This is a genomic window from Piscinibacter gummiphilus (assembly GCF_032681285.1).
In the GTDB taxonomy this organism is placed as follows: Bacteria; Pseudomonadota; Gammaproteobacteria; order Burkholderiales; family Burkholderiaceae_C; genus Rhizobacter; species Rhizobacter gummiphilus_A.
Map to the genome: position 1 here is coordinate 458,446 of NZ_CP136336.1, position 17,175 is coordinate 475,620.

Annotated in this window: 16 protein-coding genes; 11 read left to right on the forward strand and 5 right to left on the reverse strand. The window is 68.0% G+C overall.

The window, feature by feature from the left end; all coding sequences use genetic code 11:
• The first annotated feature begins 112 nt into the window (after positions 1 to 112).
• From RXV79_RS02205 to RXV79_RS02225, 5 genes are all read left to right on the forward strand, one after another.
• Positions 113 to 1,288, forward strand: a complete 1,176-nt coding sequence (locus tag RXV79_RS02205; protein WP_316701766.1) for an ABC transporter substrate-binding protein — start codon at positions 113 to 115, stop codon at positions 1,286 to 1,288.
• A 90-nt stretch (positions 1,289 to 1,378) separates the two neighbouring features.
• Positions 1,379 to 2,239, forward strand: coding sequence for a branched-chain amino acid ABC transporter permease (locus RXV79_RS02210; protein ID WP_316701767.1), 861 nt, complete (start codon positions 1,379 to 1,381; stop codon positions 2,237 to 2,239).
• Positions 2,236 to 3,234: a branched-chain amino acid ABC transporter permease gene (locus RXV79_RS02215; RefSeq protein ID WP_316701768.1), complete on the forward strand. Its 999-nt coding sequence runs from the start codon at positions 2,236 to 2,238 to the stop codon at positions 3,232 to 3,234. The genes RXV79_RS02210 and RXV79_RS02215 overlap by 4 nt, the downstream gene beginning before the upstream one ends.
• The gene (locus RXV79_RS02220) at positions 3,231 to 3,983 is read left to right on the forward strand and encodes an ABC transporter ATP-binding protein (protein WP_316701769.1); all 753 of its coding nucleotides are present in this window, start codon (positions 3,231 to 3,233) and stop codon (positions 3,981 to 3,983) included. Before RXV79_RS02215 ends, RXV79_RS02220 begins: the two co-directional genes overlap by 4 nt.
• Positions 3,976 to 4,683, forward strand: a complete 708-nt coding sequence (locus RXV79_RS02225; protein WP_316701770.1) for an ABC transporter ATP-binding protein — start codon at positions 3,976 to 3,978, stop codon at positions 4,681 to 4,683. The genes RXV79_RS02220 and RXV79_RS02225 overlap by 8 nt, the downstream gene beginning before the upstream one ends.
• A gap of 12 nt (positions 4,684 to 4,695) precedes the next feature.
• Here the strand turns inward: RXV79_RS02225 and RXV79_RS02230 are convergent, their stop codons facing one another.
• The 4 genes from RXV79_RS02230 to RXV79_RS02245 form a co-directional block, all read right to left on the reverse strand.
• Positions 4,696 to 6,108 (reverse strand): right-handed parallel beta-helix repeat-containing protein, encoded by a 1,413-nt coding sequence (locus tag RXV79_RS02230; protein WP_316701771.1) that lies wholly within the window; start codon positions 6,106 to 6,108, stop codon positions 4,696 to 4,698.
• A gap of 137 nt (positions 6,109 to 6,245) precedes the next feature.
• Positions 6,246 to 7,433, reverse strand: coding sequence for a 4-hydroxybenzoate 3-monooxygenase (pobA, locus tag RXV79_RS02235; RefSeq protein WP_316701772.1), 1,188 nt, complete (start codon positions 7,431 to 7,433; stop codon positions 6,246 to 6,248).
• Positions 7,434 to 7,451: 18 nt separating this feature from the next.
• Entirely contained in the window at positions 7,452 to 8,276 is an 825-nt protein-coding gene (locus tag RXV79_RS02240; protein ID WP_316701773.1) for an IclR family transcriptional regulator domain-containing protein, read from the reverse strand.
• 101 nt (positions 8,277 to 8,377) lie between these two features.
• Positions 8,378 to 8,851, reverse strand: a complete 474-nt coding sequence (locus tag RXV79_RS02245; protein ID WP_316701774.1) for an Lrp/AsnC family transcriptional regulator — start codon at positions 8,849 to 8,851, stop codon at positions 8,378 to 8,380.
• 117 nt (positions 8,852 to 8,968) lie between these two features.
• Here RXV79_RS02245 and rocD point away from each other — a divergent pair, with 117 nt between their 5' ends.
• Positions 8,969 to 10,219, forward strand: a complete 1,251-nt coding sequence (rocD, locus tag RXV79_RS02250) for an ornithine--oxo-acid transaminase (RefSeq protein ID WP_316701776.1) — start codon at positions 8,969 to 8,971, stop codon at positions 10,217 to 10,219.
• A gap of 18 nt (positions 10,220 to 10,237) precedes the next feature.
• On the opposite strand, the gene RXV79_RS02255 is transcribed toward rocD, so the two are convergent.
• A complete protein-coding gene (locus RXV79_RS02255; protein ID WP_316701777.1) occupies positions 10,238 to 11,020 on the reverse strand; it encodes a helix-turn-helix transcriptional regulator in 783 nt (260 codons plus the stop codon).
• A gap of 297 nt (positions 11,021 to 11,317) precedes the next feature.
• Here RXV79_RS02255 and RXV79_RS02260 point away from each other — a divergent pair, with 297 nt between their 5' ends.
• Genes RXV79_RS02260 through RXV79_RS02280 form a run of 5 tightly spaced genes read left to right on the forward strand, consistent with a single transcriptional unit; the run spans position 11,318 to position 17,174 of the window.
• Positions 11,318 to 12,529, forward strand: a complete 1,212-nt coding sequence (locus RXV79_RS02260; protein WP_316701778.1) for a methyl-accepting chemotaxis protein — start codon at positions 11,318 to 11,320, stop codon at positions 12,527 to 12,529.
• A gap of 33 nt (positions 12,530 to 12,562) precedes the next feature.
• Positions 12,563 to 12,931, forward strand: a complete 369-nt coding sequence (locus tag RXV79_RS02265; protein ID WP_316701780.1) for a response regulator — start codon at positions 12,563 to 12,565, stop codon at positions 12,929 to 12,931.
• Positions 12,932 to 12,948: 17 nt separating this feature from the next.
• Complete coding sequence (locus RXV79_RS02270) at positions 12,949 to 13,260, forward strand: STAS domain-containing protein (RefSeq protein WP_316701781.1); 312 nt, start codon at positions 12,949 to 12,951, stop codon at positions 13,258 to 13,260.
• A gap of 24 nt (positions 13,261 to 13,284) precedes the next feature.
• Positions 13,285 to 15,474, forward strand: a complete 2,190-nt coding sequence (locus tag RXV79_RS02275; RefSeq protein WP_316701783.1) for a chemotaxis protein CheA — start codon at positions 13,285 to 13,287, stop codon at positions 15,472 to 15,474.
• 32 nt (positions 15,475 to 15,506) lie between these two features.
• Positions 15,507 to 17,174, forward strand: a complete 1,668-nt coding sequence (locus tag RXV79_RS02280; protein WP_316701784.1) for a methyl-accepting chemotaxis protein — start codon at positions 15,507 to 15,509, stop codon at positions 17,172 to 17,174.
• Position 17,175: the final 1 nt, after the last annotated feature.

A 17,175-nucleotide genomic window follows, 5' to 3' on the forward strand; every position in this document is an offset into this window, starting at 1 on the left:
CGTCATGCCGCAGCGGCATAGCTGGTAGTCGAACTCCCTGATTGCCGAATAGCGCACGCATGGCGCACAGTCCGCACACTCTTCGATTCCCCCCGCCACCCGGAGACACACCATGCAAAAACGCCACGTCCTGAAAGGCGTCCTGCCTCTCGCGCTCGCTCTCACCGTTCCGCAGGCGTTCGCCCAGGCGGCGCCGTTCAAGATCGGCTTCATCCTGCCCATGACCGGCCAGTCGGCCTCCACCGGCCGGCAGATCGAAGCCGCTGCCAAGCTCTACATGGCGCAGAACGGCGCCACCGTGGCCGGCCGCAAGATCGAGCTCATCATCAAGGACGATGCCGGCGTGGCCGACTCCACCCGCCGCCTGGCGCAGGAGCTGGTCGTCAACGACAAGGTCGACGTGCTGGCCGGCTTCGGCCTCACACCACTCGCGATGGCCACCGCGCCCATCGCCACGCAGGCCAAGGTGCCGATGGTCGTGACGGCCGCCGCCACCTCCGTCATCACCACCGCGTCGCCCTACATCGTGCGCACGAGCTTCACGCTGCCGCAGGCGGCCGTGGCGATGGGCGAATGGGCCGGCAAGAACAAGATCAAGAAGGTCGTCACGCTCGTCACCGACTACGCCCCCGGCATCGACGCCGAGAAGTTCTTCAAGAGCCAGTTCCAGCTCAACGGTGGCGAGATCGTGGCCGAGATCCGCTCGCCGCTGAAGAGCCCCGACTTTGCGCCCTTCCTGCAGAAGGTGCGCGACGCCAAGCCCGATGCGGTGTTCGTCTTCCTGCCCTCGGGCCAGGGCGCAGCGTTCATGAAGCAGTTCGCCGAGCGTGGCCTGGACAAGTCGGGCATCAAGCTCATCGGCACCGGCGACATCACCGACGACGACCAGTTGAACGACATGGGCGACGTGGCGCTCGGCGTGGTCACCGCCCAGCACTACTCCGCTTCGCACAATTCGCCGATGAACAAGAAGTTCGTGCAGTCCTTCGAGGCCGCCAACAAGTTCCGCCCCAACTTCATGGCAGTGGCCGGCTACGACGGCATGCGCGTGATCTACAAGGCGCTCGAAGCCACCAAGGGCAAGGGCGGCGGCGACGACCTGCTGGCCGCGATGAAGGGCCAGGTCTTCGAGAGCCCGCGCGGCCCGGTGATGATCGACGCGCAGACGCGCGACGTGGTGCACGACATCTACATCCGCAAGGTCGAACGTGTGGGCGGCCAGCTGTGGAACCAGGAATTCGACGTGCAGAAGGCCGTGAAGGACCCGGGCAAGCTCGGGGCCAAGTAAGGTTCTCCAGCCTTCTGTGCGCGCCGCCTGCCGGAAGGCAGGGGCGCGCATCGTGTTGCCCATTCCTTCCGCCTGCAACCTCGTCGCAGCATGCTGACCCTTCTCTTCGACGGCATCGCCTACGGCATGCTGCTGTTCGTCCTGTCCGTCGGCCTCGCGGTCACGATGGGCCTGATGAACTTCATCAACCTCGCGCACGGTGCGTTCGCGATGGCCGGGGGCTACACCACCGTGCTGCTGATGAACAAGCTCGGCGTCCCCTTCCTGGCCACGCTGCCGCTGGCTTTCCTCTTCACCGCCGTGCTCGGCGCCGCCTTCGAGCGCACGCTGTACCGGCCGATGTACAACCGGCCGCACCTCGACCAGGTGCTCTTTTCCATCGGCCTCGTCTTCATGGCCGTGACGGGGGTCGACTACATCATCGGCTCGCAGCAGCAGATGATCTCGGTGCCCTCGTGGCTGCAGGGCCGCTTCGACCTCGCCGATGTCGGCATCGGCAAGTACCGCCTCTTCATCATCGTGGTGTGCGGCTTGCTGACAGTGGCGCTGCAGATGATCCTGAGCCGCACGCGTTTCGGCAGCCGCTTGCGCGCAGCGGTCGATGACCCGCGCGTCGCGCGCGGCCTCGGCATCAACGTCAACCAGGTCTTTCTGCTCACCTTCGCGGTGGGCTCGGGCCTCGCCGGCCTGGGCGGTGCGTTGGGTGCCGAAGTGCTGGGCCTGGAGCCGATCTTCCCGCTCAAGTTCATGGTGTATTTCCTGATCGTGGTGTCGGTCGGCGGCACCACCACCATCACCGGCCCGCTCTTGGCCGCGCTGCTGCTCGGCATTGCCGACGTGTTCGGCAAGTACTACGCGCCCAAGCTCGGCGCCTTCATCGTCTACGCGCTGATGATCGCGATCCTGACCTGGCGTCCGCAGGGCCTCTTCGGCCAGAGGGGCTCGAAATGAGCGCGCCAGATCGTCAAGCCATCTCCTTGGAGAAGGTGCAGGCCTCGCTGCGCGCCGCCTCGGGCTGGCGCTGGTGGGAGATCGCGCTCGCGGTGGTGGCCATCGCCTCGGTGTTCCTGTCGGGCCGCCACGCGCTGCTGCTCAATGAGATCGCGATCCTCGCGCTCTTCGCGTTGTCGCTCGACCTCATCCTCGGCTACGCCGGCATCGTGTCGCTCGGCCATGCGGCCTTCTTCGGCTTCGGCGCCTACACGGCCGCGCTCTTCGCCAAGCACGTGATGCCCGACCCCCTGGTGGGCCTGGCGGTCGCCGTCGCCGGCACCGCGGTGCTGGGGGCGCTGTGCAGCGTGCTCATCATGCGGGGCTCCGACCTCACGCGGCTCATGATCACGCTCGGCGTGGCAGCGGTGCTCTATGAACTCGCCAACAAGCTCGACTGGCTGACGGGCGGTGCCGACGGCCTGCAAGGCGTGGTGATGGGCAAGCTGCTCGGCACCTTCGAGTTCGACCTCTTCGGCAAGACCGCGTACGCCTACAGCTTGGCGGTGCTCGCGGTGTGCGTGCTGATCACGCGCCGCATCGTGCACTCGCCCTTCGGCTATTCGCTGAAGGCGCTGCGCGACAACCGCCTGCGCACACAGAGCATCGGCTTGTCGGTGCACCTGCGGCTGGTGGCGGTCTACACGCTGGGCGCGGCGGTGGCCGGTGCAGCCGGCGCGCTGATGGCGCAGACCTCGGGCTTCGCCTCGCTCGACGGCTTCGAGTTCCACCGAAGCGCCGACCTCGTACTCGTGCTCGTGATCGGCGGCACCGCGTACCTCTATGGCGGCATCTTCGGCGCCATCATCTTCAAGCTGCTGCACGACCTCGTCTCTGCGTGGACGCCGCAGTACTGGACCTTCTGGCTGGGGCTCTTCCTCGTGGTGCTGATGCTGGTGGGGCGTGAGCGCCTGGTCCGCCCGTGGACGTGGTTCAAGCGGGGAGGGCAGGCATGAGCCAGGTCGTTCTCGAAACCCACAACTTGCTGAAACGATATGGCGGCATCACGCCGACCAACGACGTGTCGATCAAGGTCGAGAAGGGCGCACGCCACGCGCTGATCGGCCCCAACGGCGCCGGCAAGACCACGCTCGTGAACCTGCTCACCGGCGTGGTGGAGCCCACCTCCGGCCGCATCTCGCTCGACGGGCAGGACATCACCCAGCTCGCGCCGCACCAGCGGGTGCGCCGCGGCATCGTGCGCACCTTCCAGATCAACCAGCTGTGGAACGAGCTCACGCCGCTGCAGTCGCTCGCCCTCACGGTGAGCGCACAGCTCGGCATCAGCCACACCTGGTGGAAGCCTCTGGGCAGCGACCCGCGCGTGGCCGAGCGCTGCGCGGTGCTGCTGAAGCAGTTCCGCCTCGATGACGTGATGGACCAGAAGGTCAGCGTGCTCGCCTACGGCAAGCGCCGCCTGCTCGAGATCGCGACCGCCATTGCCAGCGAGCCGCGCGTGCTGCTGCTCGACGAGCCGGTGGCCGGCGTGCCCGAAGGCGAGCGCCAGGAGATCTTCGACACCATCAACGCGCTGCCGCCGGAGGTGACGATCCTCCTGATCGAACACGACATGGACCTCGTCTTCAACTTCGCCCGCACGGTGACCGTGCTCGTCAACGGCACGCTCTTCGCTGAAGGCGACGTGGCCAGCATCTCGACCGACCCGCGCGTGAAAGCGGTCTACCTCGGGGAAGGCCATGGCTGAGCTGCTCAAGGTCGAAGGCTTGAAGTCAGGCTATGGCGAGGCGGTGGTGGTGCAAGGCATCGACCTCACGCTGGAAGCCGGCCAGTCGCTCGCGCTGCTGGGCCGCAACGGCACCGGCAAGACGACCCTCATGAACACGCTCGTGGGGGTGACGCGCCGCCACGCCGGCCGCATCTCGCTCGCCGGGCAGGACATCACGAACCTGCCTGCCCACTTGCGCGCTGGCGCCGGCATCGGCTGGGTGCCGCAGGAGCGCAACATCTTCAAGTCGCTCACGGTGCACGAGAACCTCACCGCGGTGGCGCGGCCCGGCCCGTGGACGGTGGAGCGCGCCTACGAGATGTTCCCGCGCCTCGCGGAGCGCAAGTCGAACATGGGCAACCAGCTGTCGGGCGGCGAGCAGCAGATGCTCGCGGTGGCGCGCGCGCTGGTGCTCAACCCCAAGCTCCTGCTGCTCGACGAGCCGCTCGAAGGCCTCGCACCCATCATCGTGGAAGAGCTGCTGCGCTCGATTGCGCGTGTGGTGCGGGATGAAGGCATGTCGGCCATCATCGTGGAGCAGAACCCGCGCATGATCCTGCCGATCACGCACACGGCCGTGGTGCTCGACCGCGGCCAGGTGGTGCACCGCGACAGCAGCGAAGCGCTGCTGGCCGCGCCCGATCAGCTCGACCGCTGGCTGGCCGTCGCGAAGGCCTGAGGCTTCGAGGCGTCAGCGCGCACAGGGCCCGGTGCTGGCATCGGCGCCGGTGCGCAGCACGTTGCCGGCCTGCGTGTAGGTGCCGGCGTTGATGGCGGAGATGAGCTGGCTGCCGCCCGAGAAGTAGGTCGAGCACATCGTGTTATTGCGCACGATGGCGCCGTTGTCGACATCGTCGCCACCGGCGCCTTGCGAACCCACGTTGGCGCCGAGCACCACGCCGCTCATCCAGCTGTTGTTGCGGTTGATGAGCAGGTTGTTCTCGATCAGCGGGCCCACCGAGGCCCCCGCGCAGATGGCGCAGCCGCCGAGGTTGATGACGGTGTTGTGGCGCACCGTGAAGTTTCGGAAGAACTCGGCCGAGGTGTAGCCCGGCGTGATCGAGAAGCCGTAGCAGCTGCCGACCGAGGCCACCTGCTGGATGGTGTTGCCTTCGATGAGCATGCCGTCCCACTGGCCGTGGATGGTCACGTTGCCGCCGCGGCAGACGTTGGGGTCGACCGGGTTGCCGTCGGCACAGGGCGCGCGGGTGCACACCGAGTTGTGGGTGAAGGTGTTGTTGCGGATGACGCCGTTGCGGCCGCTGCCGCCCAGGTAGATGGCGTGGTTGAAGCCGCTGCCCGAGAAGTTGTTGGCTTCGAAGAGGTTGCCTTCGATGACGAGGTTGTCGGCCTCGCCGAGCAGGCCCATCTCGGAGTTGTGGTGGATGTGGCTGTTGCGCAGCGTCACGTTGCCGATCGGGCTTTCGTTCTGCGAGTGCAGCGCGATCTCGAAGCCGGTGATCTCGAGGTTGTCGAGCAAGATGTCGTGCGCGCGGTTGCGCAGGTGGATGCCCCAGCCGTTGCTGCCGCGGCCGTCGAGCGTGAGGTTGCGCAGCACGTAGCCGCCGGTGTCTTCGCTGCGGCCGAAGACGCTGGTCTGGAACACGAAGAAGGCGCTGCCGGGGTTCAACACCGGGCGCGCGCTGCCGCCTGCGGGCGGTGTGTAGGCGTCGAACACGAGCGGGGCCGCCGTGGTGACGTTGAGGTTGTGCAGTTGCAGGCTGAAGTTGGCCCAGGCGCCCCCACGGGCGAAGAGCAGGCGGCTGCCCGCGGCCAGTGCGTTGACGTCGATGCCGGCCAGCGTGCGCTTGGGAGCGGCGGCGCTGGTGCCGGCGTTGGCGTTGTCGCCGGGCACGCAGCCGCTGGTCGCTCCCGTCTGGCAGTCGGAGAAGTAGTAGGTCACCGCGGTGCCGGGGGGCGGTGCGGGGGCCGGGCTGGGGGCGGGCGCTGGTGCCGGCGCCGGGGCGGGCGAGGGCACGCTGGGCGCTGCCGCTTCGTTGTGGACCGAGTCGGTGCCGGCGCCGCAGCCGGCGAGGAGGGCGGTGGCGGCGATCGACAGGCTCAAGCTGCGCAGGGCCGAGCGGCCGTGGTGTGCGAGTGTCATGTTGTGTTCTCCCTTTGGCCCGGCATGCTGCCTGAGCCCCGCGTACAGAAGGCGTTACCAACTGCAAGCGATGGGAGGGCCGCGTAAGCACGCGGCACGAAGTCGCACTCCGACCGGCCCCTTTTAGGGGCCGGGCTTCACACTTCGTAAGGCAGGCCCACGTAGTTCTCGGCGAGCGAGGTCATGGCCGCTTGCGAGCCCAGCAGGTAGTCGATCTCGGCTTCCTGGATCTTCTGGCTGATGGCGCCGGTGTCGCCCGCGGCGGCGGGGAACTTGTGCATCAGCGCGGTGAACCACCACGAGAAGCGCACCGCCTTCCACACGCGGCGCAGCGCGCGGCCGGAGTAGGCGTCGAGGCCGGCCACGCTTTTCTCCTGGTAGTGCTCGATGAGACCGTGCGCGAGGTAGTGCACGTCGCTCGCGGCGAGGTTGAGGCCCTTGGCGCCGGTGGGCGGCACGATGTGCGCCGCATCGCCCACGAGGAAGAGGCGGCCGAAGCGCATCGGCTCGGCGACGAAGCTGCGCAGCGGCGCAATGCTCTTCTCGATCGACGGGCCGGTGACCATGCTCGCGGCGGCTTCGGGGTCGAGGCGTTTGCGCAGTTCGTCCCAGAAGGCCTGGTCGCTCCATTGCTCGACCTTGTCGTCGAGCGAACACTGGATGTAGTAGCGGCTGCGCGTCTTCGAGCGCATGCTGCACAGGGCGAAGCCACGCTCGTGGTTGGAATAGATGAGCTCGTGCGCCACCGGCGGCACGTCGGCCAGCACGCCCAGCCAGCCGAAGGGGTAGACCCGCTCGTAGTGCTGGATGCTCTGCGCCGGCACGCTTGCGCGGCTCACGCCGTGGAAGCCGTCGCAGCCGGCGATGTAGTCGCACTGCACCTCATGCGTCTTGCCGTCCTTCGTGTACGTGACCGACGGCGTGTTGCCGTCGAAGCCGTGGATGCGCACGTTCTCGGCTTCGTACACCGTCTTCGCGCCCCAGGCGGCGCGGGCGTCCATCAGGTCGCGTGTGACTTCGGTCTGGCCGTAGACCATCACGTTGTTGCCGGTGAGCGCGTGCAGGTCGATGCGGTGGTGGGTGTTGCGGTAGCCGAGGTTGAAGCCGCCGTGCACCAGGCCTTCGGCGTGCATGCGCGCCCCGAGGCCCAGGCTGTCCATCATGTCGACGCAGCCCTGCTCCAGCACCCCGGCGCGGATGCGGCCGAGCACGTAGTCGGCGCTGCGTTGTTCGATGACGATGGCATCGATGCCGGCCTGGTGCAGCTTGGCACCTAACAACAAGCCTGATGGGCCTGCTCCGATGATGGCGACTTGAACTCTCATGGGCTGTCTCCTTGTGTTCTAGAGCGTGCTGCGCAGGCGGGCCTGTGCCTGCAGCAGGGCCGGCAGGCATTCGCTGACGAGCTGCTCCATGCTCATGCGCGAGGCCTGGGCGCTCACGTTGATGGCGGCGAGCACCTCGCCGCGGTAGTTCTTCAGCGGCACCGAGATCGTGCGCAGGCCGAGTTCGAATTCCTGGTCGACGGCGGCATGGCCGCGCAGGCGGATCTGCGCGATCTCCGCAGCGAGCTTGTCGCGGTCGATGATCGTGTGCGGCGTGCGGGCCTCGAAGCTCTGGCGCGCGAGCCAGGCCTCCACCTCGGGCTGCGGCATCGCGCTCAGCAGCACACGGCCGTTGGCGGTGCAGTAGGCCGGCACCCGCGTGCCGGGTTGCAGGGTCGACGAGACCAACCGGCCGGCCTCCGTGGCGGCGATGCAGATCACGTCGTTGCCGTCGAGCACGCCGGCCGACGAGGCTTCCTTGAGGGTGTAGGCGAGCTTGTGCAACTCGGGCGCCACGATGCGCGGCAGCCGCGCCGAGTGCATGTAGCTCTGGCCCAGGCGCAGCACCTTGGGGCTCAGCGAATACATGCGGCGGTCGCTCGTCACGTAGCCCAGGTACTCGAGGGTGATGAGGTAGCGGCGGGCGGCGGCGCGGGTCAGCCCGCAACGCGTGGCGACCTCGCTGATGGTCAGACGCGGGCGGTCCTGGTCGAAGGCCTCGATGACGGCCAGGCCCTTCTCCAGGCCGGCGATCAGGTCACGCTTGTGCGGGCCGGCAGCGCCCTCGCCCTGTGCAGCGGAAGCGTCGTCGGGCTCGGATTCGGAGAGGGCAAACGCGTTCATGGGCGGTTTTGCTTCGTGGAATGATCTACTCAATATAGTTATTGAACATCATCAATACCATTGCTAATCGCCGCAGTTGTGCGATTGGTGGACTTGGCGGGCTACAAATCGACCGGCAAGGGCGAAGGCGCTTTCACCTCCTCCAGGCAGATCATCGAGCGCACGTCGTCCACGCCGGGCACCTGCATCAGCTGGTCCGTGAGGAACTGGCTCAGGCTCCGGAGGTCTCGCGCCACCACTTTGAGCAAGTAGTCACTGTCGCCAGAAACCGTGTGGCACTCGAGGATCTGCGGAAAGGCGCGGATGTCGCGCTCGATTTCGCGCACCCGGCCGAACTGGCCGCCGTCGATGTTGAGGCTGACGTAGGCCATCACGCCCAGGCCCAGCGCCTCGGGCTGCACCAGGGCCCGGTAGCCGCGCAGCACGCCGCGCTCTTCCAGTGCCCGCACGCGGCGGAAGCACTGAGGCGCCGACAGGTGCACCTGCGCGGCCAGCTCCACGTTGCTGGCCCGGCCGTCGGCCTGCAGGGCCGTGAGAATCTTGCGGTCGAGCTTGTCGATTTCTGTCTCTGGCATCTCGTTCTCCGATTGGATGAACGAATCGTGCGCCTCAGGGACGTCTGGTGCAACAAGTGGCATGCACCTTTCGTGCTGCCCGGCCTAGAGTGAACCAGTTGCCATCCGGAGCTGCCCATGACCACCGCCGCCCGCGCCGCCGCACTGCGCCACACCGTTCCCACGCCGCCGTCGCCGCTTCACCTCGAAGCCGCCTACGGCGCACACAACTACCACCCACTGCCCATCGTGCTCACGCGCGGCGCCGGAGCCTACCTGTTCGACGACGCCGGCCGCCGCTACCTCGACATGATGTCGGCCTACTCGGCGGTGAGCTTCGGCCACAGCCACCCGGTGCTCGTCCAGGCGCTGACCGAACAGGCCGGGCGCCTCGCCGTCACGAGCCGCGCCTTTCACACCGACCGGCTCGGCCCCTTCCTGCAGAAGCTGTGCCGCATGACCGGCATGGCCCGCGCGCTGCCGATGAACAGCGGCGCCGAGGCGGTCGAAACCGCCATCAAGGCGGCGCGCAAGTGGGCCTACAAGGTGAAGCACGTGCCCGAGGGGCAGGCGCAGATCCTGGTGGCCGAAGGCAACTTCGCCGGGCGCACCACCACCATCGTCGGCTTCTCCAGCGAAGCGCAGTACCGCGACGGCTTCGGCCCCTTCGCGCCCGGTTTTGCGAGCGTGCCCTTCGGCGATGCGCCGGCGCTGGAGGCGGCGATCACGCCGCACACCGCGGCCTTCATCGTCGAGCCGATCCAGGGCGAGGCGGGCATCGTCGTGCCACCCGCGGGCTACCTGGCGGCGGTACGCGAGATCTGCACCCGGCACAACGTGCTCATGATCTGCGACGAGGTGCAGACCGGCCTCGGCCGCACCGGCGCACTGCTCGCCTGCGACCACGAAGGCGTGAAGCCCGACGGGCTCACCCTCGGCAAGGCGCTCGGTGGCGGCCTGCTGCCGGTGAGCGCCTTCCTCGCGCGCGACGACGTGATGGCGCAGTTCACCCCCGGCGACCACGGCAGCACCTTCGGCGGCAACCCGTTGGCTGCGGCGGTGGGCCATGCGGCCTTGTTGTTATTGGAGCGAGAGCACCTGGTGCAGCGCGCCGCCGAGCAGGGGGCGTATTTGATGGCGCAAGTGCAGGCGATCGCGCACCCGGCGATCACCGAGGTGCGCGGGCGTGGCCTGCTGGTGGGCGTGGAGATCGACCCGGCGTTCGCGAGTGCCCGCGCAGTGTGCGAAGCGCTCATGCACGAGGGCGTGCTGACCAAGGACACGCACCACACCGTGGTGCGCCTCGCGCCGCCCCTCGTGATCGAGCGCGAGCAGATCGACGCCGCGGTGCAGGCGCTGGCCAGAGCGCTGCGGAGGCTGAAGGCCTGATCGCGCAGGCCCGACCGCTCAGACCGATCCCACGAAGGCCGCGAAGAGCTCGCTCTTGAAGTGCAGCCCCATGCGCTCGAAGGCGCGGCGGCGGTAGGTCTTCACCGTGGCCACCGAGAGGCCCAGGTCGGCGGCGATGCCGTCGTAGCTCAGGCCCTGCAGCAGCCGCGCGCACACGTCGAGTTCGCGCGTGGGCATCTCGGGGTGGCGGCGTTGCAGCGCAGCCCGCAGCTGCGCCGCATCGGGCCGCGGCGTGGCGGCTTCGGTGAGCTCGATGTGGCGGCGCACGGTGGCGAGCAGCCCCACCGCGAGTTGCTCGAAGTTCTGCAGCTCGCCATCGGCAAACGCGCCCTGGTGCTCGTGGTGATAAAGGTTGACCGCCAGCACGCCGCCATCGGGCTGCGGCTCCGCGATCGACAGTCGCTCGCTCACGCCGTGCCGCTTGTAGATCGCCTCGCGGTGCTCGGGGTTGGGGATGTCGTGCGCGCTCAGGCGCAGCAGCGTCGTGCCGGCCTGGGCGATGTCGAACGTGCGGTCGCGGCGGTACAGGCCGTCGAGGTAGGCGGCGAAGCAGTCGCGCGTCGTGTCGCGCAGGCCGTGTGCCGATGAGAGGTGCAGCACCGGCGCCTTGTCTTTCCAGACCCGGTAGACCGCCCACGAGCCGGCGTGCAGCGCGCGGTTGACGTGACCGAGCGCAGTCTGCGCAAACGCGTCGCTCCCCACCGTGCCGATCAGGCCGGCAAGGCTCGTCTGCACGTCGTGACGGGGGCCGCTCTGCGGCGCGAGGCGCCAGGTCTGCATGGGGCTGGGTCAATGGCGGTCGGGAGGCAGCCAGTCTAGGGATCCCGCCCGGCGCTGCCATCGGGGCTGACCATGCCGCGGCGTGGCGCCGGGCCACAAATGGCCGGGCGTTCAGTTTGTGCATTTGATAGCTTTTCTCAACCGGCTTGCTGCAGTGCATCGACGCACTCTTTGTCAGCGCACACTTTCTTACACAGTCGCAGCAGAAAGCGCTCCAAAGACGCTCTTCTTTCCCAGATCACGGTTCAAGGGCACTTCGGATGATGTCGATAGCCCTACACCATGACGACCGTTTCCATGACCTCCTCAGAACTCGTGGCCGAACCCGCCCAGCGGCCCGACACGCCCCGGCCGTGGCGCCTGGGCTGCGCCCTGCGGGCCTTCTGCGCCGCCTGGTCGGGCCGGCTTCTGGGTCTCGCGGGTGCCGTGGCGTGCATCGCCTTCGGTGCGGGTGCATCGCCTTGGGTGGTCGCCGCCGCCTTGCTCGCCGCCGGCGTGTGGCTCGACCGACACCACGCCGCCCGCGAGCGACAGGCCCGCCTCGACACTGCGCGCTATCTCGAAGGCAGCGGCCAGCTCGGCCGCCAGCTCATGCCGGTCTGGAGCGGCCACATCGAAACCTCGCGCCTGCAGATGGAAAGCGCCATCTCCGCCTTGAGCGAGCGTTTCGCCGGCATCGTCGACCGGCTCGACCACGCGATGAAGGCATCCGACAGCGCGGCCGGCGCCGACCACGATTCCGGTGGCATGGCCGCCATGTTCGCGAGCAGCCAGCAGGAGCTGCAGGGCGTGCTCGCCTCGCTGCGCCAGGCGACCGAAAGCAACAACGCCATGCGCGGCGACGTGCAGGGCCTGAGCCGCTTCATCGAAGAGCTGCGCCAGATGGCCACCGACGTCGCCAAGATCGCCGCGCAGACCAACCTGCTCGCCATCAACGCCGCCATCGAGGCCGCGCATGCGGGCGAATCCGGCCGCAGCTTCTCGGTGCTCGCGCAAGAGGTGCGCAAGCTCTCGGCCGAGTCGGGCGAGACCGGCCGGCGCATGGCCGAGAAGGTCGCCGTGGTGGCCGACGCCATCGCCCAGGCGCGCGAGAGCGCCGAGGCCTCGGCCTCGCGTGAAGCGGCCTCGATCAGCGGCTGCGAGTCCTCGATCAACAGCGTGCTCGACGGCTTTCGCGGCGTGACCGAAGCGCTCGCCGAGTCGGCCGACGTGCTCAAGCGCGAGAGCCTGGGCATCCAGGCCGACGTGTGCGAGGCCCTGGTGCAGCTGCAGTTCCAGGACCGCGTGAGCCAGGTCATGACGCACGTGCGCCAGAACATCGACATGCTGCCCGGGCAGCTCTCGCAGGGCAGCGAGATCTACGAACGCGAAGGCCGGCTGGTGCCGCTCGACGTGCCCGGCCTGCTGGCCGAACTCGAGAAGACCTATGCGATGGCCGAAGAGCGCAGCACCCACGGCGGTGGCGGCTCGGCCGGCGCACCCAAGAACGAAGAGATCACCTTTTTCTGAACCATCGGACATCCAGCGGAGGCCATTACAAACATGGGCAAGAGCATCCTGATCGTCGACGACTCCGCCTCGGTGCGGCAGGTCGTGAGCATTGCGCTCAAACAAAAAGGCTATGACGTGATCGAGGGCAGCGACGGCAAGGACGCGCTCGCCAAGCTCACCGGCCAGAAGGTGCACCTCATCATCAGCGACGTGAACATGCCCAACATGGACGGCATCAGCCTGGTGAAGGCGGTGAAGGCCATGCCGGCCTACAAGTTCACCCCCATCGTGATGCTGACCACCGAGTCGCAGGAGGCCAAGAAGAAGGAAGGCCAGATGGCCGGCGCCAAGGCCTGGATCGTCAAGCCCTTCCGCCCCGACCAGCTGCTGGACGTGGTGCAGAAGCTCGTGCTGCCCTGACCGACGCGGGGGGCCACATGGCATCGAAGAAGAAGACCGCCGCCGTGCAGACGCTGCGCATCGAAGGCGAATTCAGCATCTACCGCGCCGCCGAGCTCAAGCCGGTGATCCTGCAGGCCGTCGAGTCGTCGCCGGCGCTCGAGATCGACCTGTCCGGTGTCGCCGAGTTCGACACCGCCGGCGTGCAGCTCCTGCTGCTTGCCAAGCGCGTGGCCGCCGAGCGTGGCCACGAGCTGCGCCTCGTGCGCCACAGCGCCGTCGTCGTCGACGTGCTGCAGCTGCTCGACCTGGCCGCCCACTTCGGCGACCCGCTGGTCGTGGCGGCCTGATCGCATCCCGAGGGAGAACACCACATGGACATGAACGACGCTCTGCAGACCTTCTTTGCAGAGAGCCGGGAGCTGCTCGACGACATGGAGGCCGCGCTGCTGGGCCTGCACCAGAGCGACGACCCCACCGAGACCGTCAACGCGATCTTCCGCGCCGCGCACACCATCAAGGGCTCGGCCGGCCTCTTCGGGCTCGACCCGCTGGTCGCCTTCACCCACGTGGCCGAAAGCGTGCTCGACGAAGTGCGCGACGGGCGCGTCGACATCGGCGAGGCGCTGGTCTCGCTGCTGCTGGCCTGCGCCGACCACCTGCGCTCGCTCGTCGACGCGGCCGAGGCCGACCCGGTGAATGCCGACGCCGCCCTCATCGCCCGCGGCGAGCCGCTGCTCGCGCAGCTGCGCACCTACCTCGCGCCCCGGCACGAAGTCGCCGAGGTCGAGGTGCCGGTCGAACGCCTTGCGTCCGCGCAGGCCGATGGTGACGACGCCTGGCACATCTCGCTGCGCTTCGGCCCCGACGTGCTGCGCAATGGCATGGACCCGCTGTCCTTCCTGCGCTACCTGGGCACGCTCGGCACGATCGTCGGCATCGTCACGCTGCCCGAAGCGCTGCCCGCGGCCGACGAGATGGACCCGGAGTCCTGCTACCTCGGCTTCGAGATCGCGCTGCGCAGCAAGGCCGACAAGGCCACCATTGAAAGCGTCTTCGACTTCGTGCTCGACGACTGCAAGCTCCTCATCGTGCCGCCGCGCAGCCGCATCGAGGAATACATCGCCGTGCTCAAGCAGATGCCCGACGAAGGTGTGCGCCTGGGCGAGATGCTGGTCAACGCCGGCACCGTGACCGCGCACGAGCTCGAAGCGGCGCTGCAACGCCAGGCCGACGTGCGCACCGCTGCCGCCGTGCTGGAGCCCACTGCCGCCACGCCGCTGCTGGGCGACATGCTGGTGCAGCAGGGCAGCGCCCCCGCCAACGTGGTGGAAGCCGCGCTCGACAAGCAGAAGCGCGCCCGCGACAGCAAGGCCCAGGAAGGCCAGTCGATCCGCATCGACGCCGACAAGCTCGACCGCCTCATCAACCTCGTGGGCGAACTCATCATCGCCTCGGCCGGCGCCAACCTGATCGCACGCGCCACCCGCAACGTCGAGCTGCAAGAGGCGCACTCGGTGCTCGGCAACCTGGTGGAAGAAGTGCGCGACAGCGCGCTGCAGCTGCGCATGGTGAAGATCGGCGGCACCTTCAGCCGCTTCCAGCGCGTGGTGCACGATGTCTCGCGCGAGCTGGGCAAGGACATCGCCCTCGTCGTGAGCGGCGAAGACACCGAGCTCGACAAGACGGTGGTCGAGAAGATCGGCGACCCGCTCACGCACCTGGTGCGCAACTCGATGGACCACGGCATCGAATCGCCCGAGCTGCGCGCCCAGCGCGGCAAGCCGGCGCGCGGCACCGTGAAGCTCAACGCGTACCACGACTCCGGCAGCATCGTGATCGAAGTCAGCGACGACGGCGGTGGCCTGAATCGCGACCGCATCCTCGCCAAGGCGGTGGAGCGCGGCCTGGTGGAGGCCGGCAAGACCTTGAGCGATGCCGAGATCTACGACCTCGTGTTCGAACCGGGCTTCTCCACCGCCGAGAAGGTGACCAACCTCTCCGGCCGCGGCGTGGGCATGGACGTGGTCAAGCGCAACATCACCGCGCTGCGTGGCAGCGTGAGCATCGGCAGCGAGCTCGGCCGCGGCACCACCGTCACGGTGCGGCTGCCGCTCACGCTGGCCATCATCAACGGCTTCCAGATCGGCGTGGGGCGCGCGGTGTTCGTGGTGCCGCTCGACGTGGTCGAGGAGTGCGTGGAGTTCAAGGACGACGGCGGCCAGCACGACTACGTGGACTTGCGCGGCCAGGTGCTGCCCTTCATCCGCATGCGCGAGTTCTTCGGTGTGAGCGGCCCCAGGAGTGCACGGCCCAACATCGTGGTGGTCAAGCACGCCGGCCTCAAGTTCGGGCTGGTGGTCGACACCCTGCTCGGCGAAGCGCAGACCGTCATCAAGCCGCTTTCCAAGATGTTCGGGCAGGTGCGCGGCATCAGCGGCTCTTCCATCCTGGGCAGCGGCGACGTGGCCCTCATCCTCGACGTGCCGGCGCTGGCCCAGCACGCTTCGCCCCCCGCTCGTGCCAGCACCTCGGCCCAGATCACGGCAGCGTCCGCCGACTGAGCCCGATACGTGAAGCAAGGGAGATCCAAGAAATGTTTTCCAACCTCAAGATCGGTGTGCGGCTGATTGCGGGCTTCGTGCTCGTGGCCAGCATCAGCGCCGTGGTGGGTGCCATCGGCATCAACAACACCGGCCGCATGAACGACATGGCCGAAGACATGTACAGCCGCGAGCTGATGGGGCTGTCGTACATCCAGGAAGCCAACGTCAAGCTGATCTACATCGGCCGCGCGCGCTCGAACTACCTGCTCGCCACGAGCCAGGCCGAGCGCGACAAGCACCTGGAATCGATCAACAAGAACACCGTCTCGATGAAGGAGCAGATCGAGAAGGCCAAGCCGCTCTTCGTCACCGAGCGTGCGAAGGAGATCTTCGCCGCCTTCTCGACGCTCTCGGCCGAGTACGAGCGTGAGATGCAGCGTGCGCTCTCGATGGCCGCCACGCGCAAGCTGGCCGACCGCGACGAAGCGCTGAGCCAATCGCTGGAGGTCGTGCGCGAGAAGGCCAACAGGCTCGACGAGATGCTCGACGAACTGGTGGCGCAGAAGCAGGCGCGTGCCAAGAAGGCGTCGGAAGAAACCGAGGCGCTGTACCGCAGCAGCCGCCAGCTGATGCTGGGCGCGATCGGTGGCGGCGTGCTGCTGGGCGTCGTGCTCGGCTGGGCGATCAGCCGCAGCGTGAGCCGCCCGCTGGCCCGCGCCGTGGAGGCCGCCAACCGCCTGGCCGAAGGCGATCTGTCGGTCACGGTCGAGTCGACCAGCCGCGACGAGACCGGCCAGTTGCTGAGCGCCATGCAGAACATGATCGCCAAGCTCTCGGGCGTGGTGAACGAAGTCAAGAGCAGCGCCGAGGCGCTGGCCGGGGCCGCCGAAGAGGTGAGCGCCACGGCGCAATCGCTGTCGCAGGCGAGCAGCGAGCAGGCGGCGGGTGTGGAAGAGACGAGCGCCTCCATCGAGCAGATGACGGCCTCGATCTCGCAGAACACCGACAACGCCAAGGTCACCGACGGCATGGCCACCAAGGCCTCCGCCGAAGCGGCCGAGGGCGGCGAGGCGGTGAAGGCGACCGTCAGCGCGATGAAGCAGATCGCCCAGAAGATCGGGATCATCGACGACATCGCCTACCAGACGAATCTGCTGGCGCTGAATGCCGCGATCGAGGCGGCGCGTGCGGGTGAGCACGGCAAGGGCTTCGCGGTGGTGGCCGCCGAGGTGCGCAAGCTGGCCGAGCGCAGCCAGGTCGCCGCGCAGGAGATCGGCGACGTGGCCGGCTCCAGTGTGGAGCTGGCCGAGAAAGCGGGCCGCCTGCTCGACCAGATGGTGCCCAACATCAAGAAGACGAGCGACCTGGTGCAGGAGATCACCGCCGCCTCGGAAGAGCAGAGCTCCGGTGTCGCCCAGATCAATTCCGCCGTCGGCCAGCTGAGCCAGACCACGCAGCAAAACGCCAGCAGCTCGGAAGAACTCTCGGCCACGGCCGAGGAGATGAGCAGCCAGGCTGAACAGCTTCAGCAGACCATGGCCTTCTTCAAGGTCGCCGGCCACGGTGTGCCGGCTGCGTCTGCGCCCACCCCGCCTGCCCGCCGCAAGCCCTTGCGCCCGTCGCGTGAGACGCGGTCCGCCTCGGACCGCGGCCTCGCGCTCGGCGGCCTCGGCATGGCCGCCATGGCGGTCGATGAAACCCAATTCGCGAAGTTCTAAG